The 23600-nt window shown below is 72.7% G+C and carries 29 protein-coding genes and 2 pseudogenes; 15 read left to right on the top strand and 16 right to left on the bottom strand.

Annotated elements, in window-relative coordinates; translation table 11 throughout:
• The 5 genes from BJF79_RS14755 to BJF79_RS14770 are packed head-to-tail and all read right to left on the bottom strand — an operon-like array spanning position 1 to position 3224.
• Positions 1-1041: a leucyl aminopeptidase gene (locus BJF79_RS14755; protein WP_143219934.1), complete on the bottom strand. Its 1041-nt coding sequence runs from the start codon at positions 1039-1041 to the stop codon at positions 1-3.
• Positions 1038-1859 carry an alpha/beta fold hydrolase gene (locus tag BJF79_RS14760; protein WP_075897951.1) on the bottom strand — a complete coding sequence of 274 codons (822 nt, stop codon included), beginning with the start codon at positions 1857-1859 and terminating at the stop codon, positions 1038-1040. The genes BJF79_RS14755 and BJF79_RS14760 overlap by 4 nt, the downstream gene beginning before the upstream one ends.
• Entirely contained in the window at positions 1856-2284 is a 429-nt protein-coding gene (locus BJF79_RS59910; protein WP_262402022.1) for a hypothetical protein, read from the bottom strand. Before BJF79_RS59910 ends, BJF79_RS14760 begins: the two co-directional genes overlap by 4 nt.
• The gene (locus tag BJF79_RS59915; RefSeq protein ID WP_262402023.1) at positions 2281-2607 is read right to left on the bottom strand and encodes a hypothetical protein; all 327 of its coding nucleotides are present in this window, start codon (positions 2605-2607) and stop codon (positions 2281-2283) included. Before BJF79_RS59915 ends, BJF79_RS59910 begins: the two co-directional genes overlap by 4 nt.
• Entirely contained in the window at positions 2604-3224 is a 621-nt protein-coding gene (locus tag BJF79_RS14770) for an isochorismatase family protein (RefSeq protein WP_075897953.1), read from the bottom strand. Before BJF79_RS14770 ends, BJF79_RS59915 begins: the two co-directional genes overlap by 4 nt.
• A gap of 280 nt (positions 3225-3504) precedes the next feature.
• Between BJF79_RS14770 and BJF79_RS14775 the strand changes: the two genes are divergently transcribed.
• Complete coding sequence (locus BJF79_RS14775) at positions 3505-4986, top strand: MFS transporter (RefSeq protein WP_075897955.1); 1482 nt, start codon at positions 3505-3507, stop codon at positions 4984-4986.
• 105 nt (positions 4987-5091) lie between these two features.
• Here the strand turns inward: BJF79_RS14775 and BJF79_RS59920 are convergent, their stop codons facing one another.
• Both BJF79_RS59920 and BJF79_RS14780 read right to left on the bottom strand, forming a co-directional pair.
• Positions 5092-5280 carry a hypothetical protein gene (locus BJF79_RS59920; RefSeq protein ID WP_262402024.1) on the bottom strand — a complete coding sequence of 63 codons (189 nt, stop codon included), beginning with the start codon at positions 5278-5280 and terminating at the stop codon, positions 5092-5094.
• Positions 5277-6464: an MFS transporter gene (locus BJF79_RS14780; protein WP_262402025.1), complete on the bottom strand. Its 1188-nt coding sequence runs from the start codon at positions 6462-6464 to the stop codon at positions 5277-5279. Before BJF79_RS14780 ends, BJF79_RS59920 begins: the two co-directional genes overlap by 4 nt.
• Before the next feature lie 132 nt (positions 6465-6596).
• Here BJF79_RS14780 and BJF79_RS14785 point away from each other — a divergent pair, with 132 nt between their 5' ends.
• Complete coding sequence (locus BJF79_RS14785) at positions 6597-7175, top strand: TetR/AcrR family transcriptional regulator (protein ID WP_262402026.1); 579 nt, start codon at positions 6597-6599, stop codon at positions 7173-7175.
• An 87-nt stretch (positions 7176-7262) separates the two neighbouring features.
• Here the strand turns inward: BJF79_RS14785 and BJF79_RS14790 are convergent, their stop codons facing one another.
• The gene (locus BJF79_RS14790; RefSeq protein WP_143219944.1) at positions 7263-7796 is read right to left on the bottom strand and encodes a sugar O-acetyltransferase; all 534 of its coding nucleotides are present in this window, start codon (positions 7794-7796) and stop codon (positions 7263-7265) included.
• A 41-nt stretch (positions 7797-7837) separates the two neighbouring features.
• Positions 7838-8485: a TetR family transcriptional regulator gene (locus BJF79_RS14795; RefSeq protein WP_262402027.1), complete on the bottom strand. Its 648-nt coding sequence runs from the start codon at positions 8483-8485 to the stop codon at positions 7838-7840.
• Between the two features lie 38 nt (positions 8486-8523).
• On the opposite strand from BJF79_RS14795, the gene BJF79_RS14800 reads away from it, so the two are divergent.
• Entirely contained in the window at positions 8524-8955 is a 432-nt protein-coding gene (locus BJF79_RS14800; protein WP_075897961.1) for a nuclear transport factor 2 family protein, read from the top strand.
• Positions 8956-8962: 7 nt separating this feature from the next.
• Here BJF79_RS14800 and BJF79_RS59925 read toward each other — a convergent pair whose 3' ends face one another.
• From BJF79_RS59925 to BJF79_RS14810, 3 genes and pseudogenes are all read right to left on the bottom strand, one after another.
• Positions 8963-10042 (bottom strand): MMPL family transporter, encoded by a 1080-nt coding sequence (locus tag BJF79_RS59925; protein ID WP_262402028.1) that lies wholly within the window; start codon positions 10040-10042, stop codon positions 8963-8965.
• A gap of 148 nt (positions 10043-10190) precedes the next feature.
• A pseudogene (locus tag BJF79_RS66870) lies at positions 10191-11177 on the bottom strand (MMPL family transporter); the annotation flags it as partial.
• Between the two features lie 93 nt (positions 11178-11270).
• Positions 11271-12164, bottom strand: a complete 894-nt coding sequence (locus BJF79_RS14810; protein WP_262402030.1) for an SDR family NAD(P)-dependent oxidoreductase — start codon at positions 12162-12164, stop codon at positions 11271-11273.
• An 86-nt stretch (positions 12165-12250) separates the two neighbouring features.
• Between BJF79_RS14810 and BJF79_RS14815 the strand changes: the two genes are divergently transcribed.
• The 4 genes and pseudogenes from BJF79_RS14815 to BJF79_RS14830 all read left to right on the top strand — a co-directional run bounded on the left by BJF79_RS14815 (position 12251) and on the right by BJF79_RS14830 (position 14872).
• Positions 12251-12805, top strand: a complete 555-nt coding sequence (locus BJF79_RS14815) for a TetR/AcrR family transcriptional regulator (RefSeq protein ID WP_075897963.1) — start codon at positions 12251-12253, stop codon at positions 12803-12805.
• Positions 12802-13405, top strand: a pseudogene (locus tag BJF79_RS66875) (VOC family protein). Before BJF79_RS14815 ends, BJF79_RS66875 begins: the two are co-directional and overlap by 4 nt.
• A gap of 32 nt (positions 13406-13437) precedes the next feature.
• Positions 13438-14349 carry a TIGR03854 family LLM class F420-dependent oxidoreductase gene (locus tag BJF79_RS66880; RefSeq protein WP_075897965.1) on the top strand — a complete coding sequence of 304 codons (912 nt, stop codon included), beginning with the start codon at positions 13438-13440 and terminating at the stop codon, positions 14347-14349.
• Between the two features lie 43 nt (positions 14350-14392).
• Entirely contained in the window at positions 14393-14872 is a 480-nt protein-coding gene (locus BJF79_RS14830; RefSeq protein ID WP_075897967.1) for a GNAT family N-acetyltransferase, read from the top strand.
• Between the two features lie 134 nt (positions 14873-15006).
• Here the strand turns inward: BJF79_RS14830 and BJF79_RS14835 are convergent, their stop codons facing one another.
• Complete coding sequence (locus BJF79_RS14835) at positions 15007-16344, bottom strand: carotenoid oxygenase family protein (RefSeq protein ID WP_075897969.1); 1338 nt, start codon at positions 16342-16344, stop codon at positions 15007-15009.
• A gap of 15 nt (positions 16345-16359) precedes the next feature.
• On the bottom strand, positions 16360-16965 hold the full coding sequence (locus tag BJF79_RS14840) for a TetR/AcrR family transcriptional regulator (protein ID WP_083733450.1): 606 nt from the start codon (positions 16963-16965) through the stop codon (positions 16360-16362).
• Positions 16966-17123: 158 nt separating this feature from the next.
• Here BJF79_RS14840 and BJF79_RS55400 point away from each other — a divergent pair, with 158 nt between their 5' ends.
• Entirely contained in the window at positions 17124-17927 is an 804-nt protein-coding gene (locus BJF79_RS55400; RefSeq protein WP_075897971.1) for a hypothetical protein, read from the top strand.
• A 108-nt stretch (positions 17928-18035) separates the two neighbouring features.
• Here BJF79_RS55400 and BJF79_RS14850 read toward each other — a convergent pair whose 3' ends face one another.
• Positions 18036-18230, bottom strand: a complete 195-nt coding sequence (locus tag BJF79_RS14850; protein WP_075897973.1) for a DUF397 domain-containing protein — start codon at positions 18228-18230, stop codon at positions 18036-18038.
• The gene (locus tag BJF79_RS14855) at positions 18227-19045 is read right to left on the bottom strand and encodes a DUF5753 domain-containing protein (protein ID WP_075897975.1); all 819 of its coding nucleotides are present in this window, start codon (positions 19043-19045) and stop codon (positions 18227-18229) included. The genes BJF79_RS14850 and BJF79_RS14855 overlap by 4 nt, the downstream gene beginning before the upstream one ends.
• A 195-nt stretch (positions 19046-19240) precedes the next feature.
• Between BJF79_RS14855 and BJF79_RS14860 the strand changes: the two genes are divergently transcribed.
• The 7 genes from BJF79_RS14860 to BJF79_RS14885 all read left to right on the top strand — a co-directional run bounded on the left by BJF79_RS14860 (position 19241) and on the right by BJF79_RS14885 (position 23482).
• Entirely contained in the window at positions 19241-19579 is a 339-nt protein-coding gene (locus BJF79_RS14860; protein ID WP_075897977.1) for an ATP-binding protein, read from the top strand.
• Positions 19576-19830, top strand: a complete 255-nt coding sequence (locus BJF79_RS14865) for a hypothetical protein (protein ID WP_075897979.1) — start codon at positions 19576-19578, stop codon at positions 19828-19830. The genes BJF79_RS14860 and BJF79_RS14865 overlap by 4 nt, the downstream gene beginning before the upstream one ends.
• 52 nt (positions 19831-19882) lie before the next feature.
• Positions 19883-20416 (top strand): PadR family transcriptional regulator, encoded by a 534-nt coding sequence (locus BJF79_RS14870; RefSeq protein WP_075897981.1) that lies wholly within the window; start codon positions 19883-19885, stop codon positions 20414-20416.
• Positions 20417-20475: 59 nt separating this feature from the next.
• Positions 20476-21159: an ABC transporter ATP-binding protein gene (locus BJF79_RS14875; protein ID WP_083733468.1), complete on the top strand. Its 684-nt coding sequence runs from the start codon at positions 20476-20478 to the stop codon at positions 21157-21159.
• 2 nt (positions 21160-21161) lie between these two features.
• A complete protein-coding gene (locus BJF79_RS59940; RefSeq protein WP_262402032.1) occupies positions 21162-21800 on the top strand; it encodes an ABC transporter permease in 639 nt (212 codons plus the stop codon).
• Complete coding sequence (locus BJF79_RS14880) at positions 21782-22945, top strand: FtsX-like permease family protein (protein ID WP_262402033.1); 1164 nt, start codon at positions 21782-21784, stop codon at positions 22943-22945. The genes BJF79_RS59940 and BJF79_RS14880 overlap by 19 nt, the downstream gene beginning before the upstream one ends.
• Before the next feature lie 174 nt (positions 22946-23119).
• Complete coding sequence (locus BJF79_RS14885) at positions 23120-23482, top strand: YybH family protein (RefSeq protein ID WP_075898125.1); 363 nt, start codon at positions 23120-23122, stop codon at positions 23480-23482.
• Positions 23483-23600 lie beyond the last annotated feature (118 nt).

Consider the following 23600-nt stretch of genomic DNA (forward strand, 5'->3'; position numbering starts at 1 on the left):
TCAGCGGCGGGACGCCGGCTGCATTTCGGGGACGACGACGTCGCCGTCCAGGACGATCGGGTCGTCGTCCAGGAAGAGGCTGCAATCGCGCATGGGAATGTCGAAGTGGCAGGCCGTGTCGTTGGGTCCGCCCAGTTCGTTGTTGGGTCCGATGGAGAACATGACGTTCCCGTAGACCGCGCGGGGTTCCATGCCCATGCCGCCTGGGAAGGCCGGGGGCAGCAGCCCGTGCCAATGCGCGTTCTCGTTGAGGCCCCAGCCGACGTGCGACATGCCGTAGCCGCGGGGGTCGTCGAACGACTCGATGTAGGAGCGGAGCATGTGCGCGTCCAAGTCGCCCCGGATGTCGGTGATGAACCCCTTCTCGACGGTGATCTCGACGGGGTTCCGCACGTAGGTGTTGAACGGGAGGAGGACGTCGCCGGGCGCGAGCACGATGCGTCCGTCCACTCCGTCGTCGTCGCCGCCGGTGAACACGAAACCGGACGGCCAGTGGTCCCAGCGGCCGGGCTCGTCGGTGTACCCGTACTCGGTGATCGCCGGGTAGCGGCCGAGACGGTACGTGACGTCGGTGCCGAGCGCGTTCGTGAACCGGAGCGAGCGCGCCCCGCGCATCAGCTCCTGCCCGACTTCGACGCGTTCGCGCAGTTCCTCCGTCGGGAACAGGCGGGCGAGCAGCTCCGGCGGCTCGACGGCCGACAGCACGCGCGTCCCGGCGTCCTGGATCGCCGTCTGCTCCTTGGAGAACAGCAGGAAAATCAGGTCGACGAGCATGTCGGAGCGCTTCAGCGCCTCGACGGCCTCCGGGTTGGACGCGAGCCCGGAGGCGCCGACCGCCCACGCGCCCCCGGCGGCGCCCGGGGCGGGCAGCCGCAGGTGGTAGGCCTTCGCGCCGAGCGACCGCGCCGCGTTCAGGAACGCGTCGGCGTAGTTCATCCGCTCGTCGCCCTGCGACAGAACGGTCACCGACTCGCCCTCGTGGACGCCGCTCAGTGCGAGCTGCCTGCGGCAGAGTTCGGTGAACGCGACCTGGTCGATCATCGTGGGCCTCCCATCGCCCGGGTTTCCTGCAGAAATGCGCGGACGGCCGTGACGAACCCGTCGAACTCGTCCCACGGGATCATGTGGCCCGCGCCCGGCACGTCCACGACCGGGACGCCGCCGTTCGTCCGGCGGAGCTCGGCGGCGCCCGCATCGGTCACGACGGGGCTCGCACCGCCCCGGATCAGCACCGCCGGACGTCCGAGCCGCTCCCAGTACGGGAAGAAGTCCTCGGTCTCGAACCCCTCGTGCGTCTCGCGGACCGCCGTCTCGTCGCACGACGGGAGCTCCTGCGCGCGGATCAGCAGCTCCCGTTCCGGCCATTTCGGGTAGAAGCGCCGCATCTCGTCGGGGGTGGTGCCGCGCCGCGCCTCGTCGAGCTGCGTCCGGAACGCCTCCCAGCCCGTCGGGTACGGGCCGCGCCCCGGCCCGGACAGCGGCGGGTCCGCCAGGACGAGCGGGCCCCGCGCCCCGTGCAGGACGTGCCGCGCCGCGGCGATCCGCGCGCCCATCGAGTGCCCGAGGACGATCGGGTCGCCGAGGCCGAGCGCGTCGATGACGCCCGCGAGGTCGTCCGCGTAGTGGCGGAGCGTGTAGTTCCCGGCGGGCGGTGCGTCCGATTTGCCCCGGCCGCGCACGTCCAGCACGTACACGCGGTGGTCGCGGGCCAGTTCGAGGGCGACGAACTCCGCCGTCAGTGCCGGGCTCGTGATGCCGGGGACGATCACGAGCGGGTCGCCCGCGTCGCCGTAGCGCAGCAGGTGGTGCCGCAGGCCACCGGCGGTGACGAACTCGCTGGTCCCCTCCGGTTCGATCATGCCGGCACCAGGGGTCCGTCGAGGAGGGCGCCGCCGCCGGGGACGCGCGGGTCGAGGGCGAGCGCGTCCAGCAGCTCGCGCGTCGTCGCGGTCGCCGCCGAGAAGACCGGCAGGCCGAGGGAGTCCTGCGCCGCGGTGACGGCGGCGAGCGACGGCATCTGCACGCACGCCGACAGCACCACGCCCTGCGCGTCCCCGAGGTCCAGGTCGCGGGCGTGCCGCAGCGGCGCGAGCGGGTCGAGCCGCCCGACCTCCCGGTTGTCGGTGACCGACAGGCTCCGGACGGCCGTCACCTCGATGTCGTACGCGGCGAAGTACCGGACGACCATGTCGGTCAGCTCCGGCGCGTACGGGGCGACGATCGCGATCTTCGACAGGCCGAGCCGCCGCACCCCGCGCACCAGCGCCCCCGCGCTGCTGGTCACCGGCGCCTCGCAGCCGCCGCCGACGCCGCGTCGCGCAGCCGCCGCTCGGCGTCCTCGTGGGCCCTCGGGCCCTGCGCCATGACCGCGATCAGGCACGCGTACGCGATCGCGTCGACGCCCGCGTCCGCGACCTCCGCCGCGCACCGGTCGGCCTGCCCCGCCATCGCGCGCAGCGAGTCCGCGTCGACCGTGTGCAGCACGGCGCGGCTCGAATGGAACGTGAACCGCTCGTCCCCCGGCCGCCGGGCGAGCAGTTCGGGGACCTCGGTCTCCATCGTCGTGTTGGAACTCGGCACGATCAGGCCGATCCGGCGATAGTTCACTGCACCTCCACATAGTCGAGCGCCTGCTCCAGCGACACCACGTCGGCGTACTTGGCCTGGACGTCGACGAGGGTCGCGTCGTGCGCGGACCGGACCCGGTCGGCGACGGCGTCGGCGACCACCAGCGTCGGGAACCCGTACTGGACCGCGTCGACGGCCGTCGCCCGCACGCACCCGCTGGTCGTGGCGCCGCAGACCACGACGGTGTCGGCGCCGTAGGCGCGCAGCAGCCCGGCGAGGCCGGTGCCGAAGAACGCGCTCGCGCCCGTCTTGGTCACCACGGGATCCGCCTCGCGGCGCGGCAGCCGCTCGTCGATCTCGACCAGCCGGGTGCCCTCCCGCAGGACGCCCAGCCCGGGCGCCTTGTCCAGCCACGCGCTCGGCGCGTGCCCGGCGAAGGCGATGGTCGTGAAGACGACGGGCGCCGCGGCCTCGTGGAAGGCCCGCACGAGCCGTCCGGCCGCCGCGATCTCGTCCGGCATGTCGGCGCCGACGGGGACGGACGGGTCGGTGAAGCCCTTCTGCAGGTCCACGACCACGAGCGCCGGGCGGCGCCCGCGCCGGACCGTCCCGCCGAACCCGGCACGGACGTACCGGTCATGCACGTCGTCGGTCATCAACGCTCCTCTCCGAAGCCTTCGGCCGCGGTCGAGCGTCACCATAGATTTAATTAAATCTTGCCGTCAAGAGCAGCGACAGCCACCCTCGACAACCCCACAACATCGGATGTACTTGCAGTTCAAAACATGTCTTCCAGGAAGATTCGCCCCCGCTCGCACCGGAAGCACGGATCGACCCTTGACAGGATTGCATTAAACATACGAGCATCCTCGGAACCAACGGCCGGTGCTGCCCCGCACGGCGACCCACCGGCGAGCGTCTAGAGCGAGGTTCGACATGGTGAACGCTCAAGACCGTCCACCCACCCCCACCCCGTCCGTCCCCCACTACCGGACCCTGTGGCTGGTCCTGTTCGCCGGCTGGCTGTTCGCCTACGCCGACCGGGCGATCACCGGCCCCGTGGTCACCTGGATGATCGACAACGACGTCGACTTCCTGCAGGCGGCGGAGAATCCGCACGCCCTCGGCGGCCTGATCGGCAGCCTCTTCTTCGCGGGCTACATGCTCACCCAGCTGCCGAGCGGCCACCTCGGCGACCGCTACGGCCACGCGGCCGTCCTCACCGTCTCGTTCGTGTGGGCCGGCGTCGCGACGATCGTCAGCGGGCTCTTCGCGGGCCTGTTCACGTTCGTGGCGCTACGCGTGATCACCGGGCTCGGCGAGGGCGCGTTCTACTCCAACGACCGTTCCCTCGTCGTCACCCACACCCCCGAGCACAAGCGCAGCCTCGGCCTCGGCGTCGCCATCACCGGCCTCGCCTTCGGGCTGACCGTGGCGAACATCGCCGCTCCCCCGCTGCTGAACCTCGGCGAGGACGTCCTCGGCCGCAACGACGCGTGGAAGCTCCCGTTCCTGGTGTTCGGCGGCCTGACGCTGATCCTCTCCGGGTTCATGTGGCGCTTCATGCGGCGGCTCGTGCAGCGCCCGCTGCGGCTGCGCGCCCCGTTCGGCCGCCTCGCCGCCATGGCCGTCGTGTTCTGCGCGCTGATCATGGCGCTGTTCTGGGCGAGCGACCGGCTCGGCATCCCCGAGTGGCTCGCGGCCGTCGCGCAGATCGTCCTCGCGCTCGCCATCGTCGCGGTCATGCAGCGCCGCCGCGGCGTCCAGATGGCGTCCGCGCTGCGCGACCGCGACACCATGCTGATCTACGTCGCGGCGATCTCGATCCTGTGGAGCATCTGGCTGTTCGGCTACTGGTCGGTCGCGATCGTGTCGTCGGCCGCCGACAGCTCGCTCGTCGAGGCCGGGCTCACCGCCGCGTTCAACGCGGGCGCGGGCATCATCGGTTTCCCGGTCGGCGGCTGGCTGTCGGACGTCGCGCAGCGCCGCGGCCTCGGCCGCCGCAACCTGCTCATCGCGGCGACGGTCGGGCAGGGCGTCCTCGTCCTCCTCTTCGGCCTCTACCTGCAGTTCGTCGGAGAGCCGTCGCTGTGGGTGATGGGCGTCCTGATGTTCGGCACCGGCCTGTTCCTCAACGCCGTCCAGCCGATGTCGCAGGCCCTGACCGCCGACCTGGTGCGGCCGGAGAACCACGGCTCGGCGTTCGGCATGTGGAACCTCATCGCGGAGATCGGCGCCGTCGCCAGCCCGGTCGTCAGCGGCGCCCTCCGCGACGCGACCGGAAGCTGGACGACCGCGATCTACCTCGACGCGGCGCTCGTCCTCGGCAGCGCGTTCCTCTACCTGGGCGTCCGCCGCACCGGACCGCTGCGGGAGGACGCGTCCGTCCCGTCCATGGCGGGCGGCGCGACCGCGTGACCGTGCCGGGCGGGGCCGCCCGCCCCGCCCGGCACGGCGTCACCGCGGCCCGGCCCACCAGTCGCGCTGCCGAGTGTGGCGCATGGCACCGACAGTTCCGGACGGCTAGGCGGGCGCGGGCGCGCGGCCGGGGGTCAGGACGAGCGCGGCCCGCGCGCCCGCGGCGGCGGCGATCGCCGCGAGGGCGTACGCCTCGGTGAAGCCGTCGAGCGTGGTGCCGACCAGGCTCGCGGCGGCGACGCTCGACACGACGGCGGCGCCGAAGGACGCGCCGAACTCGTGGAACGTGCTCACGATGCCCGAGGCGACCCCGGCCTCGTGCGGCGCGACCCGTCCGAGGGCGTCGCCGAGGCGACGACGAACAGGGCGCCGGTGCCCGCCGCCGCGAACGCCACCCCGGAGGCGACGGCGACGGGGTTCAGCGAGATCGCCGGGACCGCCATGCCGAGCGCCGCGATCACCAGTCCCGCGACGGCCGGTGCGCGCCCGCCCCACCGGCCGAGCACGCGTCCGGTCAGGTCGGCGCCGAGCATCGTGGCCAGCGCGACCGGGAGGAACAGCAGGCCGGTCCGGAGGGCGCCGTAGTCGCGAGCGTGCTGGAAGTAGAAGGTGCCGAGGAAGAACACCGCGATCATCAGTGCCGTCGCCATGAAGATGAGGAACGCGCCCGTCGCGACGGGACGCCGGGCCAGGAGCCGGACGTCCATCAGCGGCGACGGGGCGCGCCGCTGCCAGAACCCGAACAGGGCGTACCCCGCGGCGGCGGCGAGGACGAGCCCGCCGGTGCGGGCGGTGAGCCAGCCGTCCTCGCCCGCGCCGATCAGCGCGTAGATCAACGCCGCCGTGGAGGCCGTCACGAGGACGGCGCCGGGGACGTCGACGCGGCCGCGTGCGGCGGCCGGGGGCGCGGCGGGGAGCATGACGGCGAGGGCCACGGCGATCACGGCGCCGATGGGCACGTTGACGTAGAAGACCCATTCCCAGCCGGGACCGGCGGTGAGCAGGCCTCCGAGCAGGACGCCGAGGGCCGCGCCGCCGCCGCCGAGCGCGGACCACACGCCGAGTGCCTTGTTGCGCTCGTCCCCGTCGAACAGCGCCACGACCAGGGACAGCGCGGCCGGGGACAGCAGCGCCGCGCCGACGCCCTGCGCGACGCGCCCGCCGAGCAGCATTTCGGCGGACCCCGCCAGGCCCGTGACCAGCGAGGCCACGGTGAACAGCACGAGGCCGGCGAGCACGATCCGGTTGGCGCCCGCGAGGTCGGCGAGGCGGCCGCCGAGCAGCATCAGTCCGCCGAAGGTGAGGGTGTAGGCGCTGACCGTCCAGGTCAGGGTCTCGCGGCCGACGCCGAGGTCGGCCTCGATGTGGGGCAGCGCGATCGCCACGACCGTGACGTCGAGGATCAGCATCAGCTGCGCCACCCCGAGGAAGCCCAGCACGCGCCACCGTGCCGGGTGCGGTCCGTCGAGGGATTTCATCGGGTCCTCCCGTAGCCGTAACTCGTACGTCTGGATACGAGTTCTTCGGCCAATCTAATTCGTACTCCTGCATACGAATTCCCCGAGGGCCGCAATAACTCGAACATGGCCGTACGGGTTAGGGTGGTTCGCGTGACCGCACCGTCCGCCCGTCCCCGGCGCCGCGCCGACGCGGAGCGCAACATCGCCCGCATCGTGTCCGCCGCGCGCACCTTGCTGAGCTCCGACCCGAACGCGAGCACGGACGACATCGCCCGTGCGGCGGGCGTCGGGCGGATGACCCTCTACGGGCACTTCCGCACCCGCGCCGACCTGGTCGAAGCCGCTCTGACGGACGCGCTGCGCGACGGCGACGAGGTCCTGGCGGCCGTCGATCTCACCGGGGACGCCCGCGCGGCGATGGGCCGCCTGCTCGCGTCGAGCTGGCGGCTCGCGGCCGAGTCCGGGTCCCTGCTGGCCGCCGCCGAGGGGGTCCTCCCGGCGGGCCGGATGCGCGAGCTGCACGACCCGCCCGCACGGCGGATGGCGGACCTCGTCCGGCGCGGCCGGGAGGAGGGCGTCATGCGCACCGACCTGAGCGAAGCCTGGCTGGTGAGCGTCGTCCACTACATCGTGCACGGCGCGGCGAACGAGGTCCGGGCGGGCCGCCTCGCCGCCGAGGACGCCGCCGACACGGTGACGAAGTCGGTTCTGTCCGTTCTTACGGCTTAGCGGTCGAGGGGGAAGCTCATACCGGGACGGTGCCGCGTCCCGTTCTCCTGCTCGACGGCGTGCCGAACCCTACGGCGCGTCCGGCCGTTACAGGTCGCGGATCACCTTGGCCGGGGTGCCCACGGCGACGACGTCGCGGGGAACGTCCTTGGTGACGACCGCCCCGGCCCCGATGACGCTGTTCGCGCCGATCGTGACCCCGGCGAGGACGATCGCGCCGCCGCCGATCCACACGTTGTCCTCGATGACGATCGGGGCGGCGCCCTCGATCTTCGCGCGGCGCTGCTCGGGGTCGAGGGGGTGGGTGGGGGTGAGCAGCTGGACGTTCGGGCCGATCTGCACGTCGTCGCCGATCGTGATGCGCGCGACGTCCAGAGCGGTCAGCCCATAGTTCGCGAACGTGCCCGAACCGACCGTGATGTGGGAGCCGTAGTCGACGTACAGCGGCGGCCGGATGTGCGCGTCGGGGGCGATCGACCCGAGCAGTTCCTCCAGGACGGGACGGGCGGCGCCCTGGTCGGCCGGGTACACCTCGCCGTACCGGTGGGCCAGCGCGATCGCGCGTTTCGACGCGGCCTCCAGTTCGGGGTCGTCCGCGATGTACGGATCCCCGGCCAGCATTCGCTCACGGTTGGTGCGGGTGTCCCCGGCGAAGAAGTCGGTCACGGGGACGAGCCTACGAGCCGTCCGCGCCGAGCAGGCGCAGCAGCGTGGTGCGGAGCGCCTCGTCCGCCTCGGCGGCCGACAGCCGCCCGGCGTCCCGCTCCTCGCTCGCGGTGTGGCCGAGCGTGATGATCACCGTGACGAGCCAGTCGACGGGGAGCCGGTCGTCGAATTCCCCGGTCCGCCTGCCGCGCCGGACGATGCGGCGGAGCCGGTCGGCGATCGCGGTGTGGCGCTGCGCGTCCTCCCCGGAGTCGGCGGGCAGCGCGGCGAGCGCCCGCATGAGGACGGGGTGCCGGCCGGCCGTCCGCGCCCGCGTCGAGCAGCCGCAGCAGCGCCTCGGCGGCCGGTCCGGTGTCGAGGTCGGCGGCGTCCATCTCCGCGACGGTCGCCGCGGTGAGGTGGTCGAGGACCCCCGACAGCAACCGGTCCCGGGTGGGGAAGTGGGCGTAGACGGTCTGGCGGGTGACGCCCGCGGCGGTGGCGACGGCCGCGACGCCCGCGTCGGGCCGGGCGTCAGGACCCGGACGGCCGCGTCCAGGATGGCCGCCCTGCTGCGCAGGGCGTCGGCACGGCGGTTGCGGGCCGGGGACGAGGTCATCTCTTACACCTTGCCAAAGTTGTCGACTGCTGCATATTTTACACACTGTAAGAGTTAAAGCCGATTCCTACCGGCGGGAGTGCCGTGCGTCCCTTCGACGACATCGACCCCGGGAAGTTCATCGCGGACTTCTTCACCGACTACACCGCGGACCTCCTGCGCGAGGAGGAGGATCCGGCGGTGGTCATCGACCGCTACCACACGCCGGACATCGTCGAGGTGGCCGACGGTCACCGCATGGACCGGGACAAGCTCATCGCGCACGCCCGCCCCGTGCGCAAGAACCGTCCCAGCCAGCGCATCGACGTGCACGAAGCGGCCGCGAACGGCGACCGGCTCGCCGCCCGGTACACGCTGCACGTGCTGCAACGCGGAAAGAAGCTCGACATCGAGGTCTACTTCTTCGGGCGGTTCGCCCCCGACGGGCGGATGCGCGAGGCGCACATGCTCACCCGCACCGTTCCCGCCGGCGGACCCGAGTCGGCACCGGCGGGAACGGGCGCGGCCACCGCGTGACCCGCGGCTAGGCGTCCGTCCGGGCCGGGACGGACGCGGGCGGCGCGGCGGGCGGTTCGGCGGGCGCTTCGATCGACAGGTGCGGCAGGCGCGCGTCCAGCCATCGCGGCAGCCACCAGTTCGCGCGGCCGAGGAGGTGCATCACCGCCGGGACGAGCACGGTGCGCAGGACGAACGCGTCCAGTGCGACCGCGGCGGCGAGGCCGGTGCCGAACATCGCGATCACCCGCTGGCCGCCCAGGACGAACGCCGCGAACACCGCGATCATGATGGTGGCGGCGGCGGTGATGACCCGCCCGGTGGACGCCTGCCCGACGATCACCGCGCGCCCGTTGTCGCGGTGGTGCGTCCACTCCTCGTGCATGCGGCTGACCAGGAACACCTGGTAGTCCATGGAGAGGCCGAACAGCACGGGCAGCATCAGCACCGGCAGGAACGTCTCCACCGGCCCGGTGCCCAGCCCGAACGGTTCGGAGATCCAGCCCCACTGGAAGAACGCGACGACCACGCCGATCGACGCGCCGGCGGCGAACAGGTTCATCACCGCGGCCGTCGCCGGGACGACGAGGCTGCGGAACGCCACGAACAGCAGGAGGAAGCCGAGGCCGACGATCACGCCGACGAACAGCGGCATCCGGCCCGCGAGGACGTCGGCGAAGTCGTCGTTGACGGCCGTCTCGCCGCCCACGTGGACGCGGAGGCCGGTGCCGCGCTCGGCGTCCGGGATCTCCTCCGCGCGCAGCCGCTCGATCAGCTCGGACGTGCGGGGCGACTGCGGCGAACTCGTGGGGATCACCTCGACGACGCCGACGGACGCGCCGTCGCGCATCGGCATCGCGGTCGCGCTCGCCACGCCCGCGGCGCCGCGCACGTCCCCGACGAGCGCGTCGAGCGCCGCCCGTCCGCGCTCGTCCGGCACCTCGGCGACCAGGTACAGCGGGCCGTTGAACCCGGGGCCGAACCCGGCGGCGAGCATGTCGTAGGCGGCGCGGGTCGTCGTGCCCTGCGGGTCGTTGCCCTGGTCGGACGAGCCGAGCCGCATCCCGAAGACCGGCACGGTGAGCACCGTCATGACGACCAGCGCCACGGCGGACAGCGCCCGGGGGCGCCGCCGCACCGTGCCCGCCCAGCGCGCCCAGAAGCCGGTGGCCTCGGTCTCGGCGACGGGACCGTGCGCGGCGAGGGCGGCGGCGCTCGCGGCGGGCGAGGGTGCGGGTGCCGAGGAAGCCGAGCATCGCCGGGAGCAGCGTGACGGCGGCGACGGCGGTGAGCGCGACCGTCAGCGCGGCGCCGATCGCCACGCCGTTCAGGAAGGACAGCCCGAGGACGAGCATGCCGAGCAGCGACACGACGACGGTTCCGGCGGCGAACAGCACGGCCCGTCCGGACGTCGCCACGGCCGCGGCCACCGATTCCTGCACGCCGCGTCCGGCGCGCAGCCCGGCGCGGTGGCGGGTGACGATGAACAGGGCGTAGTCGATGCCGACGCCGAGCCCGATCAGCGTGCCGAGCGTGGGGGTGAGGTCGGCGAGCGTGAACGCGTTGCTGAGCAGGCCCATCGTCAGGATCGCGGTGCCGAGCCCGGCGATGGCGGTGACGAGCGGGAGGACCATCGCGAACAGCGACCCGAACGCCAGGAACAGCACGATGGCGGCCGCGACGACGCCGACGAGTTCGGCGGTGCCGGTGCTCGGTTCGCTGATCCGGGTGAGGGCCGGGCCGCCGAGCTCGACGCGGACGCCGTCGGCGGCGCCCCGCGCGGCGGTGTCGGCGACGCGCTCGACGTCGTCCGGCGCGAGCGCCTCGGTCTGCGCGCCGAACGCGACGTGGGCGTAGGCGGTGCGGCCGTCCCGGCTGATCTGCCCCTCCGCGCCCGGCACGTACGGTCCGCGCACGTCCCCGACCCCGGGGAGGCCGGAGATCTCGTCGAGCGCGGCGGACATCTTCTCCCGGACGGCCGCGTCGCGGACCGTCCCGCGCTCCGCGCGCCACACGACGGTGGCGGTGGATCCGGATTGTTCGGGCGATGTTCGCTGGAGCAGTTCGAGAGCCGTCTTGGACTCGGTTCCGGGTAGTACGAGGTCGGTGCTGTAGGAGGTGCCGATCGACTGGGACGCGACGCCCAGCCCGACCAGCGCCCCGAGCCAGAGCAGCACGACGACGAGACGCCGCCGGTAGCACCAGCGTGCGAGAGCGGACATGGTTCCCCTAAAAGAAGGCATGCGAAAGCAGACGTACGTGCTTTCGGAGTGGAAAAAGGGACGGGTGTCAGCGGGGGCGGGCCGCGGCGAGTTCGGCGGGCTCCTCCTGGCCGATCATCTCCAGCGACAGGTCCCACAGCCGCGCGGCCGATTCGGGGTCGCGGGCCCGGGCGCCCGGCGTCTGGCGCGCCGGTTCCCCGCCGAACCCGCGCCGGGGGCCGTACAGGTCCCCGTTGCGGGCCAGCGGATCGGTCGCCGCGCGCAGGGTGGGCCGGGCGCGCCCGCGGGCGGTTGCGACGGGATCAGCACCGAGAGCCGGGCCAGCACGCGCATCACGCCGCCGTTCTGCTTCGTGCCCAGCTCGGTGCGGGCGCCGCCGGGATCGGCCGACAGCGCGAGCGTGCCGTGCCCCGCTCCGTCGAGCCGCCGCGCCAGTTCGGCGGTGAACAGGACGTTGGCCAGCTTGGACTGGGTGTAGCCGCGGGTGCGGCTGTAGCCGCCCGCGGCGAAGCACGGGTCGGTGTGCCGGATGCGGCCCATCCGGTGCCCGACGCTGGTGACGGTGACGACGCGGGAGTGCTGCGTCGCGACGAGCGCGGGCAGCAGGCGCAGGGTGAGCGCCATGTGCCCGAGGTGGTTCACGCCGAAGTGGGTTTCGAAGCCGTCCGCGGTGCGGCCCCGGTCGACGAACGCCAGTCCCGCGTTGTTGATGAGCAGGTCGAGCCGGTCCGCTTCGTCGAGGAACTCCTCGGCGAACCTGGCGATTCCGTACAGATCTCCCAGTTCGAGCCGCCGCACGATCAGCCGGTCCGCGCCGACGCCCGTGCCGTCCAGCATCTCGCGGCGCGCGGCCTCGGCCTTCGCGCGGTCGCGGCAGGCCATCACGACGCGGGCGCCGCGCAGCGCCAGCGCCTCGGCCGTCGCCCGGCCGATTCCCGTGTTGGCGCCGGTGACGATCGCCGTGCGGCCGTCGAGGCCGGGCAGGCCGGCCGCGCTGTGTTCGGGCACGGATCCTCCATAACCTGAACGTAGGTTCACGATATATGGTGAACCATAGCTCATCTTGTGGAGTTCGCGGAAGGGACGGTGATTCCATGGGGCTGCGCGCCGACGCCGCGCGGAACCGGGCCAACATCCTGCGCGCCGCGCGCACGCTGATCGCTGCGCGCGGCGAGAGCGCCGGAATGGACGACATCGCCCGCGAGGCGGGCGTGGCCGTGGGCACCCTCTACCGGCACTTCCCGACCAAGGCCGACCTCGTGAACGCGATCGTGGACGAGATGTCCGCCCGCATGTTCGAGACCCTCGACGCCGCCGTCGCGCGCGTCGACGCGGGCGGCAGCGCCGTCGCCGCGCTGACCACCCTGTTCGAATGGGCCAGCGAAGCCGTCGGCCACGACCGCGGCGTGAAGGCCGCCCTGCGCAACCTCGGCGTCGGCGACCGTCCCGACCTGGCGGAACGCGCCCTCGGCGGGCTCTCGCGCATCGTCGAGGCCGCGTCCCGCGAGGGCACCCTGCGCCCCGACGTCACCGTCGGGGACCTGGTGCTGCTGATGAGCACCCTGCCGGACGACGACGTCCCCGAACCCGCCCGCCGCCGCTGGGTCGAGCTGGCGCTGCGCAGCCTGACGAGAGGAACCGCGCCATGACCGCCCTCGACCACCTCGTGTACGCGGCGCCGGACCTCGCGGCCGCGGTGGAGCGGGTCGCCGAACGGACGGGCGTGCGTCCGGTCGAGGGCGGGCCGCACGTCGGCCTCGGCACCCGCAACCACCTGCTCGGGGTCGGCGGCCGCGCCTACCTGGAGATCGTCGGACCGGACCCCGACCAGCCCGAACCCGCCGCGCCCCGCCCGTTCGGCGTCGACGACCTGGCCGCGCCCGCTCTCGTCGGCTGGGCCGTCGCGACCGCCGACATCGACGCGGCCGTCGCCCGGGCCCGCGCCGCGGGCGTCGGGCTGGACGACGCGCGCGAGATGTCGCCGGCGGCGCCCCGACGGCACGCTCCTGACCTGGCGGCTCACCCCGCCGCTGCCCGGCGTCCGGCCGTTCCTCATCGACTGGGGAACGGCCGACCATCCGGCGGACGCGCTGCCGGTCGTCCCGCTCCGCTCGTTCGTCGTCGCCCACCCGTCCCCCGCCGCGCTGCGCACCGAACTGGCCGCGCTCGGCGTCGCACCGGACGTCCGGCGGGGCGAACGCGCGGGCCTGACCGCGCGCCTGGACGGGCTCGAACTCGGCCCGCCTTGACGGTCCGCGCGAGCGAGAGATCTGATGGCCGTATGAAGATCCGCATCGGTGTGGGGGACGTGCCCGAACGCGGCGCGGCGGACGATCCCGGGCTCGGCGGGCTCGCGGCCGACCTGGAGGCGCGCGGGATCGACTCGCTGTGGCTGTCGGACCTGGTGTCCGCGCCCGGCTCGGTCGACCCCCTGGTCGGCATGGCCTACGCGGCGGGCCGCACCGAACGGCTGAAGCTCGGAACCGGCGTGCTGGTGCTCCCCGGACGCAACCCGGCGGTCGTCGCCGCACAGCTCGCCGGGCTCGCGGCGCTCGCACCCCGGCGCGTCCTGCCCGTCTTCGGCGTCCGTCCCGCCCGGCGCGGCGACCGTCCCGTCTTCCCCGTGGACGGCGGCCGCGCGGAGGTGTTCGAGGAGGCGCTGCAGGTCGTCCGGGCGCTGCTCACCCGCCCGTCCGTCACCCATCGCGGCCGGTTCTTCACCTTCGAGGACGCGTCGGTCGCGCCGCTGCCCGCCAAGCCCCTCGACCTGTGGCTGGGCGGCCGCGTCCCCGCCGCGATGGACCGGATCGGACGGCTCGGCGACGGCTGGCTCGCCGGCACGATCACCCCCGCCGACGCCGAGACCGGCCGCGAGCGGATCCTGGCCGCCGCCGACCGAGCGGGCCGGACGATCGACGCGGACCACTACGGCACCTACCTCACGATCGTCCCGGACGACGCCCCCGAACGCACCGTGGACGCCCTGCTCACCCGGCTCCGCGCGGACCGTCCCGACGTGGCCGACCCGCGCGACCTCGTGTGCTGGAGCTGGGACGACGCCCGCGAACACCTCCGCCGCTTCATCGACGCGGGGCTGTCGAAGTTCGTCGTCCGCCCGGCGGGCCGCGTGACGTCCCGTCCGGCCTGGCTCGACGCATTCGCCGCCGAACTGCTCCCGGTCGAGAACCACTGAAAAACCGATCGCCGGACGAACGTCCGCCTGCCACGATGACCGGATGCGACTGGCGATCCGGCCCCTGGCCCCCCGCGACCACGACGCGGTGGTCGATCTTTCCCTGCGCGCGTGGGAGCCGGTCTTCGCCTCGCTGGCGAACGTCCTGCGACCGTCCGGCCTGTTCGAGCTGATGCACCCGGACTGGCGTGCCGACCAGCGCGCGGCCGTCCTGTCCGTGTGCGCGGGCGGGGACGTGTGGGTCGCCGAACTCGACGGCCGCGTGATCGGCTTCGTCGCCGTCCGGCTGCACCCGGAGGACGAGATGGGCGAGATCTACATGATCGCCGTCGACCCCGACCACCAGCGCGGCGGTGTCGGGTCGCGGTTGACGTCGTTCGCGCTGGACCGGATCAAGGACGCGGGCCTGCCGCTCGCGATGGTGGAGACCGGCGGCGACCCCGGCCACGCCCCCGCCCGCCTCACCTACGAGCGCGCCGGGTTCGTCGAACTCCCGATCTCCCGCTACTTCAAGCGGCTCTGACGTCCCGCGCGGCCGGAGGTCACGCCGGGCCGTCGCGGGCCGGGACGACGCGACGACCGCGTCCGGCCCGCCTTCCGGCTCCGATCGTTCGGAAGTGTGCCCCCTCCCTCGCGGGACCGGTCCCGGGCCGCCGGTCAGCCGTCGTCGGGGAGCCAGTTGCCGTGGAAGCCGGGCGGTACGCGGACGGGCAGGTGGACGACGGCCACCGGGTCGCCGGTGAAGTCCTGCGCGGAGACGACGACCAGGTCGGTGGCGCCGCGTTCGGCGTCGTAGGCGAGGGTCATCAGGTAGCCGTCGTCCTCGCCGGAGCCGGGCGCGGCCGGGACGAAGACGGCCTCGCCGACCGCCGAACCGGCCGGGAAGAGCCGGGTGTCGCCGCGTCCCGTCCGGTAGTCGTACTTGAGGAGCGCCTCCCCGCCGAGATCGTCGCCGACCGCCTGCGACGCGACGGTGTAGCCGTAGCGGTGCGGCAGGGACGTCAGTCGCTCGTCGACGCGGGGGAACTCCTGGGGACGGTCGTCGAGGGTCTGCCGCGCGACCGTGCCCGCGGCGGGATCGATCGTCCAGCGGTCGAGCACCGGCGGCGGGTTGCCCTCCAGGCGGCCGTCCCGCAGGAAGCTGGGGAACTTCACGAGGTCCAGGACGATCCGGTCGCCGTCGTCGTAGGCGTTCATCGTGTGGAAGACCCAGCACGGCTCGATGTCGATCCACCGCACGTCCGTCGCGTCGCCGGTGCGGGGAAGCAGGCCGATCCTCGCCGGGTGCGCGTCGTTCCACGCGTACGGGAGGGCGGCGCCGGACATCGCCATGTCCATCGAGAACGTGACGGGCAGGTCGTACACGATGACGTACTTCTGCGTCAGCGCGAGGTCGTGCACCATCGGGCCGTCCTCGACCGGGATCTCCAACGAGCGGGTGACGAGCCCGGACGCGCTCAGCACCGTGTACTCCAGGTGCTCCCACCCGAAGTAGTACCCGACGGCGTGCAGTTCGCCGGTCGCCGGGTCCTTCTTCGCGTGCGCGGTGTAGCCGCCCTTGAGCGTGCCGCCGAAGTCGCACGGCCCGAGCGTCCCGAGGTCACGGCTCAGCTCGTACGGCCTGGACCCGGCCTCCATCAGCGCGAACGTCCGGCCGCCGTGGCCGATCACGTTGGTGTTCGGGGCGAAGTCGAAGTCGTCGAAGACCGGCCCCGCGGGCCATTCCTCGCCGAGCTTCGCCGCGACCCGCCGCGACCGCACCCAGCGGTTGCGGTACCACTCGGCGCGTCCGTCGCGCAGCCGCACGCCGTGCACCATGCCGTCCCCGGTGAACAGGTGGTACGACTCCGGGTCCTCCAGCCCGAGGGGGTTGGGGCCGACCCTCAGGTAGCGGCCGTTCAGCTCGGACGGGACGCGCCCGGTGACGGGCACGTCGTGCGCGGTGACCTCTTCGGTGACGGGGGCGAGAAGACCTTCCAGGTACGGATTGGACATCGGGGCCTCGCTTCTCTATTTGCGGAACAGTCCGATTCCCATGGCGATGAGGGTGGCGTCGAAGATCTCGTCGGCGTCGTCCGGCAGGTGGCCCGCCAGTTCGAGGCTCACCACCCCGTGGATGGCGGCCCAGAGCGACGCGGCGAAATGGCGCGGGTCGCCGTCGACGAGGAGCCCGGCGGCGGCGCAGTCGGCCAGGGCGTCCTCCAGGATCGCGAAGGTCGCCGCGGCCCGCACCAGCGCGTCGTCGCTCGCCCGGAACCCCGGGACGGGCTCGCCGAACATCAGCCGGTAGTAGTTGCGCTCGTCCAGTGCGTTGGCGCGGTAGGCGCGCCCAAGGTCGGTGAGGTAGGCCAACGGGTCGTCCCGTTTCGGCACCGCGGCCAGCCGCCGCCGGAACCGCTCGAACGCCTCGACGTACAGGGCCTCCACCAGCCCGGCCTTCCCGGCGAACATCCGGTACAGGACGGTCGTGGAGCAGCCGACCTCGGCGGCGATCCGCCGCAGCGCCAGCGCCCCCGGCCCCTCGACGGCCAGCAACCGGCTCGCGGCGTCCAGCACCGACGTGCGCACCGCCTCGTCCCCCAGCCGCTGCGCCAGCTCGTACGCGCTCGAAGCCATACCGTCCTCAATAACAGCGTTATTTACCAGTAACGCTGTTATTGCACACCCCGGAGGCCGCGTCAATGACCTCGCCCAAAGTCGGCGCGGCCCATCCCCCGAGGGCGTTTTCCCCCGGTAGATCACCGAAGCCACTACTTTCTGAGGCGGGAGGGGCGATGGGCGAGATGGCACGGCGGGGCTTCTTGATCGCCGCGGGCGTGTTCGCGGCCGGCGGAGGCGTCGCGGCGCTGGTGGAAGCGGGCGTGCTGCCGGGCAAGGAACGCGCCGCGCGGGCCCTCGGACGCTGCGGCGACATGCCCGCTCCCCCGCCGACCCCAGCCGGCCCGGTGCAAGAGCACACCCTGCGCGCGGGCGGCGAGTCCGTCCGCGTCGTGATCGGCCGCCCGCCCGGTACACGTTCGCCGCTGCCGGTCGCCGTCCTGCTGCACGGCGGCGGTGGGAACGCGCGCACCCCGTTCGACGTGTACGCGATCCAGAACTACCTGGCCGACGCGGTGGGCAAGGGGACGCCGCCGTTCGCCGTGGCGTCCGTGGACCGCTGGTACACCGGTGGCCTCGTCATGAACCACCTGCTCCCATTCCTGGCCGAACAAGGTTTGGAGACCGGACGGTTCGGCCTGCTCGGCTGGTCGATGGGCGGCGACGGCGCGCTGCGCCTGGCGTCCGAGCAGGGCGCCTCGAAGGTGGCCGCGCTGGTGGCGACGTCACCGGCGATCAACGACGCGGACGCGCGGCACTACGGCCGACGACTGACCGGGATCCCGACGTGGGCCGGATGCGGCGACCACGACTCCTTCGCCGACCCGACCAAGGAACTTCTGGCGACCCTGCGCGACGCGGGCGAGCAGCCGGAAGGCGGAATCTACTCCGGCTGCCACGACGCGGCGTTCCGCCGCAAAATGCTCCCCCGCCAACTAGCGTTCCTGGGCCCCCACCTGACCACCCCGCCCGGCAGTTGAGCGCCCCCAGTCGTCAGGCCGACGGCCTCCTAACGTTGATCTGCGGCGTGTTGCCCTAACTCGGGCGCCCATAAGGGCAACACGCCGCAGATCAACGAACCCCGATGACTAGCACGTGAACTCGTCCCGCTTCGCACGGGCGAGGAGATCGGCGAACGCCGAGGAGGCAAGGGATAGGTGGCCGGCCTCGGGTGCCTTGCTGTCGCGGATGCCCAAGCGTCCATGCAACTGAGCGACTTCGACGCATTCTTGCCCACCTGAGCCGCCGCCGCCGCTGTAACTGGACTTACGCCAAATGATCATGAAACCCTCTCCATCGCTCGCTCGATGAGGTCTCGTGACGAGTCCCACGGCAGGGCACTCGCACCGATCATGTCCCAACGTATCGCGAAATCGCGGACCTCTGTGCTGCCCTGAATCAGCCTCCCCCCGCCGGGAGCCTCAACGAACACCGACTCCCCTGCCGCCATGGCCAGCATGTTGAACGAGCCATCGAGCCCGAGATAAAAGCCACCGTGTTGAGGGATGACTCGTATCGTTACGTTTGACAGCCCAACCGCCTCGCGCAGGCGAGCAAGTTGGCCGCGCATCACCTCTGGGCCTCCCACGGGACGATAGAGAACGTTCTCGTCCAACAAGACCCAAAACAGTGGCGGCTTGCTTCTGGCCAGGACTTCCTGCCGCCCCATCCGGCTCTCAACCGCCGCCTCAATGTCGTCAACCAGGCGAGCGGAGGTAAGCAAAGCCCGGGCGTACTCGGGGGTTTGAAGGAGTCCAGGCATCAGAGACAGTCGGTATGTCCTAATTATAACGGCCTTGGCCTCATATTTTGCATACTCCGCAAACCAGTCAGGGTCATGGGCGGTTCGAGCATACCGAACCAATCGACCAAAATGCCCGTTAAGGTGCAGATGCGCATCCAGCTTGGACGCCTGATCCTCATTCATGTTCCAGCCATCGCGGGCGTGCTCGATGTTCGACACAGTGTGGCGACTGCATCCCATCACCCTTCCCATCTGAGCCAGGGAAAACTGCAAGCCTTCACGATAAAACCGCAGGTCAGAGGCGATCCAATGCTTAAAAGACGAGTCTGGATCCAGCCGCTCGATGGCGGACATCGCTTCACCTCCGGTGTATCGGATGTGTTATCGACACGCGACAACCTAACTCGGCACGGCCACTCTTGTCTCGAGAAAAACGAGAAGAGAGGCAGGTGACATGGCATGAAATCGACCCAATCAAACAATCTGGACATATCGTGTCTCGCGGCTCAGAGTACGCCGGGGATGGTTCGGACGCTCGTGGGGTTTCGGGTGGACGAGTGGGGGCTGCGGACGATCTCCGACGAGGTTTCGCTGATCGTCGCGGAATTGGTCACGAACGCGGTTCGCAGTGTGCCGGATTCGATGATTCGGGTTCGGTTCACGCGGGAGGTCGGGTGCGTTCTCGTCGCCGTTTGGGACGCGTCGGACGCGATGCCGGTCGCGCGGCCGCTCGTCCCGGACGTCCCGCCCGACCCCATGGCGCTGGAGCCCGGGCACGAGGACGGCGGACGCGGGCTGCATCTGGTGCGGGCGCTCGCCTCGGAGTGCGGGGCTTGCAAGACCGAGCCGTCCGGCAAGTGGGTCTGGGCGAAGGTCGCCGCCGGATGAGCCGACGGCTCGTGCGGCGGCGGCTCGACGCGCTCGCCGAGGGCGTGAAGGCGCGCGGCGGACGGTGCGTCAAGTTCTACGACGTCCGTCCGCCGGTGCTGTGGGTGTTCGGGCGGGACCCGGCGGACGGCGTGCAGGTGAGCGGACGGGTGATGCCGGACGGTACGTGGGCGTATGTCGAGGAGCGTCCGATCCTCGCGTGGGGCGACGCGGCGGCGGAGGCGGTCGTGGCCCGGGTTCCGACGCGTTGACGGGGGCATTACTTAACCGCTATCTATTGGGGGTCGTCGAGGAGGGTGGTCCGTGCAGGACGTGGTGCTGGCGCTGCTGACCAAGGAGCCGTCGCACGGGTACGACCTGCGCAGACGGCTGGTGGCGGCGCTCGGGCCGGTGGGCGAGTCGCTCAACGCGGGCCAGGTCTACGTGACGCTCACCCGTCTGGAGAAGGCGGGCCTCGTCGTGTTCGAGCGTGAGGACGTGCCGGTGCGCGGGCCGCGGCGCAAGGTGTACGCGCTGACGCCGGACGGGCGGGAGCGGGTGGCCGCGTGGCTCGCCGAGGGGCTCGGGCCCAGGGCGGACGTGACGGAGTTCCACCTGAAGCTGGTCGCCGCCGCCGAGTCGGGGCTCGCCGATCCGCTCACGCTCGTGGACGCGCGGCGGCGGGAGCTGATGCGCGATCTGGCCGAGGCCCAGCAGGCGGTCCTCGCGCACGAAGAGAACTCGGAGGCCGGGCTGCTGCTGGAGGGGATCGCCCTCCGGGTGCAGGCCGATCTGCGCTGGCTGGAGGCGTGCGAGCGGGCCTGGTCCGCGCGTGGGAAAGGTGGAGCGAGGCGTTGAACGGAGATCCGGTGCTGCGGGCGTCCGGCCTGTCGCGGGCGTACGGGCGGGACGAGAGCATGGTGTGGGCCGTCGACGGCGTCGACCTGGACGTGCCGGCCGGGCAGACGCTCGCGGTGACCGGCCCCAGCGGCTGCGGCAAGTCGACGCTGCTGCAGCTCCTCGGCGGGCTCGACCGGCCCAGCGAGGGCGAGGTGTGGCTCGGGGGAAGGCGCATCGACCGGCTGGGCGAACGGGCGCTGGCCAGGTTGCGGCGGCGTGCCGTCGGCTTCGTGTTCCAGTCGTTCCACCTGATGGACGAGCTGACGGCGGCGGAGAACGTCGAGCTGCCCGCGCTGCTCGCCGGTGCGGCGCCGCGCACCGCGCGGCGGCGGGCCGCCGGGCTGCTCGACCGGGTGGGGCTCGCCGAGCGGACCCGGCACCGGCCCGGGCAGCTGTCCGGCGGGCAGCGGCAGCGGGTGGCGATCGCCCGCGCGCTGGTCAACGAGCCGCTGGTGGTCTTCGCGGACGAGCCCACCGGGAACCTCGACAGCGCCGCGACGCACGATGTGCTGCGGCTGTTCGGCGAGCTGCGCTCGGCGGGCCAGACGCTGGTGATGGTCACCCACGACGAGCGCGTCGCCGCCACCGCGGACCGCGTCGTCTCCCTGCGGGACGGGCGGGCCGCCGGCGACGACCGTCCGCACGAGCGTCCGGACGGTCGCCGCACCGGGCTCGGCGCGCTGCTGAACTGGGAGGAGTGACGATGGGACGCCTACTGCTGATGTGGCGGCTGATCGCTTCCGACCTGCGCCGCCGTCCCGGCGAGGCGGTCATGTTCGTCGTCGCCGTCACCGCCTGCACGGCCTTCCTGACGCTCGGGCTCACGGCCAACAACGCCATCGTCAACGGCTACCTGAAGACGCGGGCGGCGACCGCCGGGCCCGACATCACCGCCATCACGCCGTCCACGGACCCCGCTCCCCTGGCCGAAGCGATCGCGGACGCGCCCGGTGTGGACGCGCAGTCCGGCCCGATCTTCGCGTTCGACACCGAGGTCCGGGCGAACGGCCGTACGGCGTCGACGTCGGTCGAGGGGCGCGACGCCGCGCCGTCCGCCGTGGACCGGCCGCTGGTGACGTCCGGGACGTGGGTGCGGCCGGGCGGCGCGGTCGTCGAGCGCGGCTTCGCAAAGGCGCTCGGCGTGGACGCCGGCGACCGCGTCACCATCGGCGGGCGCGCCTATCCGGTGGTCGGGACCGCGATCAGCGCGGCCACGCCGGTGCATCCGTGGAGCAACTGGGCCCAGATCGGGCCGAGCGACCGGGGCGGCCGGATCTGGTTCACCACCGCGGACGCGCGCGCGGCGCGGGCGACGCGCCCGCCGTGTACCTGGTGCACGTGAACCTGACCGAATCCGACGCCGCCTCGATCGTCCGGTGGCGCGAGACGGTGTTCACGCCCGACCGCCGGGACGTCTACGGGGCCACCACCCGCAACTGGCAGACCGTCCTCCGCACGGACCTGAACATGATCCACGGCAGCCAGCCCTCCCTGGTCGTGGGCGGCTGGCTGCTCGCCGTGGCGGCGACCGTCACGCTGGCCGCGCTCGCCGCGGTGCGCGCCGCCCGCGACAACCGGCGGGCCGGGCTGCTCAAGGCCGTGGGCGCGGGTCCCGGCACGGTCGCGGCCGTCCTGCTGGCGCAGTACCTGCTGCTGACGGCCGTGGCGACCGCGCTCGGGCTGGCCGCCGGGTCGCTCGCGGCGCCCGGACTCGCCGATCCGAGCGCCGGGCTGCTCGACACCGCCGGGCCGCCGAGCACCGCGATCGTCGTCGCGGCGGCCGTCCTCGGGGTTCTGGTCGCGGTGGCCGGGACGCTCGGCCCCGTCCTGCGGGCCGCCCGCACCAGCACCGTGGCCGCCCTCGCCGCCCCGGCGCACCCGCACGCGCACCATCCGTGGGTGACCGCCGTGACGGCGTACCTGCCCACGTCGCTGCTGGTCGGCGTGCGACTGCTCGTGCGCCGGCCCGGACGCGCCGTCCTGACCTTCGTCGGGACGGCCGCGACCGCCGTCACGGTCACCGCGATGCTCGGCTACCGCACCGCCGTCGCGACCGACCCGGGCACCGGGCTGACCGCCGCCGCCATGGAGGCGGTGAACGACCGGAACGCCCAGGTGATCCTCGGCATCACGCTCGCGCTGGCGGCGCTGTCGGCGGTCAACACCGTGTTCCTCGGCTGGAGCGCCGCGGTGCAGGCCCGGCGCTCCCTGGCGGTCACCCGTACGCTCGGCGCCACGCCCGGCCAGGTGGTCGCGGCGATCTGCACCGCGCAGCTCCTGCCCGCCGTGCCCGCGCTGCTGGTGGGCGCGCCGAGCGGGAGCGTCCTGCTCTGGCTGGTCGGCGGCAGGCTGGTCACGCCCCCGGGGTCGTGGCTGCTCGCGGCCGCGGCCGTCATCCTGCTGGCGGCCGCGGCGCTGACCGCTCTGCCCGCGTGGCTGCAGGCCCGCGGCCCGGCCGGGCGCGCCCTCGACGCCGGTCCCGCCTGACGGATCAGGCGCCGGAGGGGTCCCCGCCCAAGGACGCATCCGGCCACCTGAGCGCACGCCCGGCCCCGTGGGTTTCCCGGCGGGGCGCCCGGATCGGCGATGTCGGACCCTGCTGGCACGATCCGTGCGGAGCCGCAGCGTTCGCTGTCGGACCGGCTTAGAGAGCAGTGGAAGATGAGCAGTACCGGATCACACGAGCGGGCCACACGGCCGGAGGACCTGAATCGATTGGTGGTCGAGCGGCTCAACGAGGGCGATGTCGACGGACTGGTGGCACTCTATGAGCCGGACGCGGTACTGGCTCTGCCCGGTGACCGGGTCGCCACCGGTAGCCAGGAGATCCGTCGGGCGTACGAGCAGATCGTGGCCGACCGTCCGGTGTTCACTCCCGGCGAGCAGCAGCCGACGCTCCACAACGGCGATCTCGCCCTGACCTCGGTGCGCCTGCCCGATGGCGGGGCGACCGTCGAGGTGGCCCGCAGGCAACCCGACGGCACCTGGCTGTGGGCGATCGACCAGCCCAGCATCCTCGGATAGCACCCCGGCGCGGCGTCCCGCCCCGCGTCCCGGCCCGCCACCGCGGCGCCGACGGTAGCGAGAGGGCAGCCGTCGCGGTAGCCGGACTCCTCCAGCGTCGCGCCTAGCAGGCCCGCGA

Origin of the sequence: Actinomadura sp. CNU-125, from assembly GCF_001942465.1 — a bacterium.
Taxonomy (GTDB): Bacteria; Actinomycetota; Actinomycetes; order Streptosporangiales; family Streptosporangiaceae; genus Spirillospora.

What these genes read in the sequence shown, in the direction of transcription:
- BJF79_RS14755 (WP_143219934.1), bottom strand. Translation starts at nt 1,041, where the DNA reads ATGATCGACCAGGTCGCGTTCACCGAACTCTGCCGCAGGCAGCTCGCA.
- BJF79_RS14760 (WP_075897951.1), bottom strand. Translation starts at nt 1,859, where the DNA reads ATGATCGAACCGGAGGGGACCAGCGAGTTCGTCACCGCCGGTGGCCTG.
- BJF79_RS14770 (WP_075897953.1), bottom strand. Translation starts at nt 3,224, where the DNA reads ATGACCGACGACGTGCATGACCGGTACGTCCGTGCCGGGTTCGGCGGG.
- BJF79_RS14775 (WP_075897955.1), top strand. Translation starts at nt 3,505, where the DNA reads ATGGTGAACGCTCAAGACCGTCCACCCACCCCCACCCCGTCCGTCCCC.
- BJF79_RS14780 (WP_262402025.1), bottom strand. Translation starts at nt 6,464, where the DNA reads ATGAAATCCCTCGACGGACCGCACCCGGCACGGTGGCGCGTGCTGGGC.
- BJF79_RS14790 (WP_143219944.1), bottom strand. Translation starts at nt 7,796, where the DNA reads ATGCTGGCCGGGGATCCGTACATCGCGGACGACCCCGAACTGGAGGCC.
- BJF79_RS14815 (WP_075897963.1), top strand. Translation starts at nt 12,251, where the DNA reads ATGGGGCTGCGCGCCGACGCCGCGCGGAACCGGGCCAACATCCTGCGC.
- BJF79_RS66880 (WP_075897965.1), top strand. Translation starts at nt 13,438, where the DNA reads ATGAAGATCCGCATCGGTGTGGGGGACGTGCCCGAACGCGGCGCGGCG.
- BJF79_RS14830 (WP_075897967.1), top strand. Translation starts at nt 14,393, where the DNA reads ATGCGACTGGCGATCCGGCCCCTGGCCCCCCGCGACCACGACGCGGTG.
- BJF79_RS14835 (WP_075897969.1), bottom strand. Translation starts at nt 16,344, where the DNA reads ATGTCCAATCCGTACCTGGAAGGTCTTCTCGCCCCCGTCACCGAAGAG.
- BJF79_RS14840 (WP_083733450.1), bottom strand. Translation starts at nt 16,965, where the DNA reads ATGGCTTCGAGCGCGTACGAGCTGGCGCAGCGGCTGGGGGACGAGGCG.
- BJF79_RS55400 (WP_075897971.1), top strand. Translation starts at nt 17,124, where the DNA reads ATGGGCGAGATGGCACGGCGGGGCTTCTTGATCGCCGCGGGCGTGTTC.
- BJF79_RS14850 (WP_075897973.1), bottom strand. Translation starts at nt 18,230, where the DNA reads ATGATCATTTGGCGTAAGTCCAGTTACAGCGGCGGCGGCGGCTCAGGT.
- BJF79_RS14855 (WP_075897975.1), bottom strand. Translation starts at nt 19,045, where the DNA reads ATGTCCGCCATCGAGCGGCTGGATCCAGACTCGTCTTTTAAGCATTGG.
- BJF79_RS14865 (WP_075897979.1), top strand. Translation starts at nt 19,576, where the DNA reads ATGAGCCGACGGCTCGTGCGGCGGCGGCTCGACGCGCTCGCCGAGGGC.
- BJF79_RS14875 (WP_083733468.1), top strand. Translation starts at nt 20,476, where the DNA reads ATGGTGTGGGCCGTCGACGGCGTCGACCTGGACGTGCCGGCCGGGCAG.
- BJF79_RS59940 (WP_262402032.1), top strand. Translation starts at nt 21,162, where the DNA reads ATGGGACGCCTACTGCTGATGTGGCGGCTGATCGCTTCCGACCTGCGC.
- BJF79_RS14885 (WP_075898125.1), top strand. Translation starts at nt 23,120, where the DNA reads ATGAGCAGTACCGGATCACACGAGCGGGCCACACGGCCGGAGGACCTG.